Here is a 1,308-nt window from a genome sequence, read left to right as displayed (position 1 = left end):
CAACGTGAGCTCCATCCCCGATCGTGACCCACGCGGGCATCTTCGAGTGAGTCAACGACTCCGATCACGCGGGCATCTTGCGTGAGTCAACTCGCCGTTTTGTTCGGGGCCGCTGCGGTGAGGTAGCCTCGTCTCTCGCGCCGCCCCTGTGGCGGCGCGCCGCCGGATCGGCGACGGGCCTATAGCTCAGACGGTTAGAGCGCTTCCCTGATAAGGAAGAGGTCAGAGGTTCAAGTCCTCTTAGGCCCACCCCCATCGATCCCCGAGCCAAGGCTGGTGCCCCTCATGAAGAAGCTGCTCTTCGTCGCCGTCACCGCGCTCACGGCCGGCATCGTGAAGAAGAAGCTCGACGACCAGGGCGCCGACCAGCGCCTCTGGGCCGAGGCCACGGATGCTGGGACTGGTGCTGGCTCGGTGGCGGGCTCCGGCTCGGGCACGGGCACGGGTCCGGCGCGAGTCACCCAGAACTGAACACGCGCCCTGGGCGCACCCAGGGGCCATGGCGCAATTGGTAGCGCACCTGCTTTGCAAGCAGGGGGTTAGGGGTTCGAGTCCCCTTGGCTCCACCCCACGCACAAGGCTCGAACCCTTGCCAACGGAAACGTTGGTTGAGGTTCGGGTCTTGTTGGTGTCTGCGGCCCAGGTCAGGGCGTTGGCGTTGACCTGTGGATCGAGGAGCATCTCGAAGGGCCGGTTGTGCTCGACGCGCAGCTCGTTGTCCTCGTCGATGTAGACCTTCGTGAAGAACGCCTGGTTGCACAGCCGCCGGTTGGTGTCGTCGCAGCGGGCGTAGATGTCGGCGCAGTTGGCGAGCAGGCCGAGCGCGTCGTCGAGGTGGGCGCGAGCGTCGGCGTAGTCACCGAAGTGGGCGTCGATACGGCGGGTCACCTGGTCGAGTTCGGCGACGATGCGGTCTTGCTCGCGCTTGAGCACGGAGAGCGGGATCGCGTCGGCGTAGTGCGCCTGCATGAGGCGGTCCTGCTCGCCTTCGAGCCGGTCGCGGTTGGCAGTGAGGCGTTCCAGTTCCTCGGTTTCGGCGGCCATGAGCCGGTCGAACTCGTGGTGGAGCATCCCCGCGAGCGCGTCCTGCTGAGCCGGCGTGATCTGGACGCGCGTGTAGTAGTCCTCGACGAGCTTCGCGACGTCCTCGATGAGCATCGCCTGGCGCGTGCAGTCGGTGCGCTTGGAATGCCGACCGGAGCACACGAAGTAGCAGTAGACGTTGCCGTGGCGGTTCTTCGCGTTGGAGACGATGAGCCGGGACCCGCACTGGCCGCAGTGGATGGTGCCTTTGAGGTAGTGGCCGTG

The 1,308-nt window shown here is 66.1% G+C and carries 1 protein-coding gene, 2 tRNA genes and 1 pseudogene; 3 read left to right on the top strand and 1 reads right to left on the bottom strand.

The genetic code is table 11. From position 1 onward, the window contains the following. Window positions 1-175: 175 nt before the first annotated feature. The 3 genes from BCF74_RS16980 (at window position 176) to BCF74_RS16975 (ending at window position 566) form a co-directional block, all read left to right on the top strand. Window positions 176-249, top strand: a tRNA-Ile gene (locus BCF74_RS16980). 36 nt (window positions 250-285) lie between these two features. Further along, window positions 286-471: a DLW-39 family protein gene (locus tag BCF74_RS17965; RefSeq protein WP_218279308.1), complete on the top strand. Its 186-nt coding sequence runs from the start codon at window positions 286-288 to the stop codon at window positions 469-471. Window positions 472-493: 22 nt separating this feature from the next. Beyond that, window positions 494-566 (top strand) — tRNA-Ala (locus tag BCF74_RS16975). 565 nt (window positions 567-1,131) lie between these two features. Here the strand turns inward: BCF74_RS16975 and BCF74_RS17910 are convergent. Then, window positions 1,132-1,284, bottom strand: a pseudogene (locus BCF74_RS17910) (recombinase zinc ribbon domain-containing protein); the annotation flags it as partial. Between the last annotated feature and the right edge of the window lie 24 nt (window positions 1,285-1,308).

It is taken from the genome of Knoellia remsis (assembly GCF_003002895.1).
GTDB lineage: Bacteria > Actinomycetota > Actinomycetes > Actinomycetales > Dermatophilaceae > Knoellia > Knoellia remsis.
Note: the sequence above shows the minus strand (reverse complement) of the source record. Positions and strands in the feature narration are given on the sequence as shown.

Bases quoted from the DNA above. Each gene is read 5' to 3' on its own strand.
- BCF74_RS17965 (WP_218279308.1), top strand. From the start codon at position 286: ATGAAGAAGCTGCTCTTCGTCGCCGTCACCGCGCTCACGGCCGGCATC.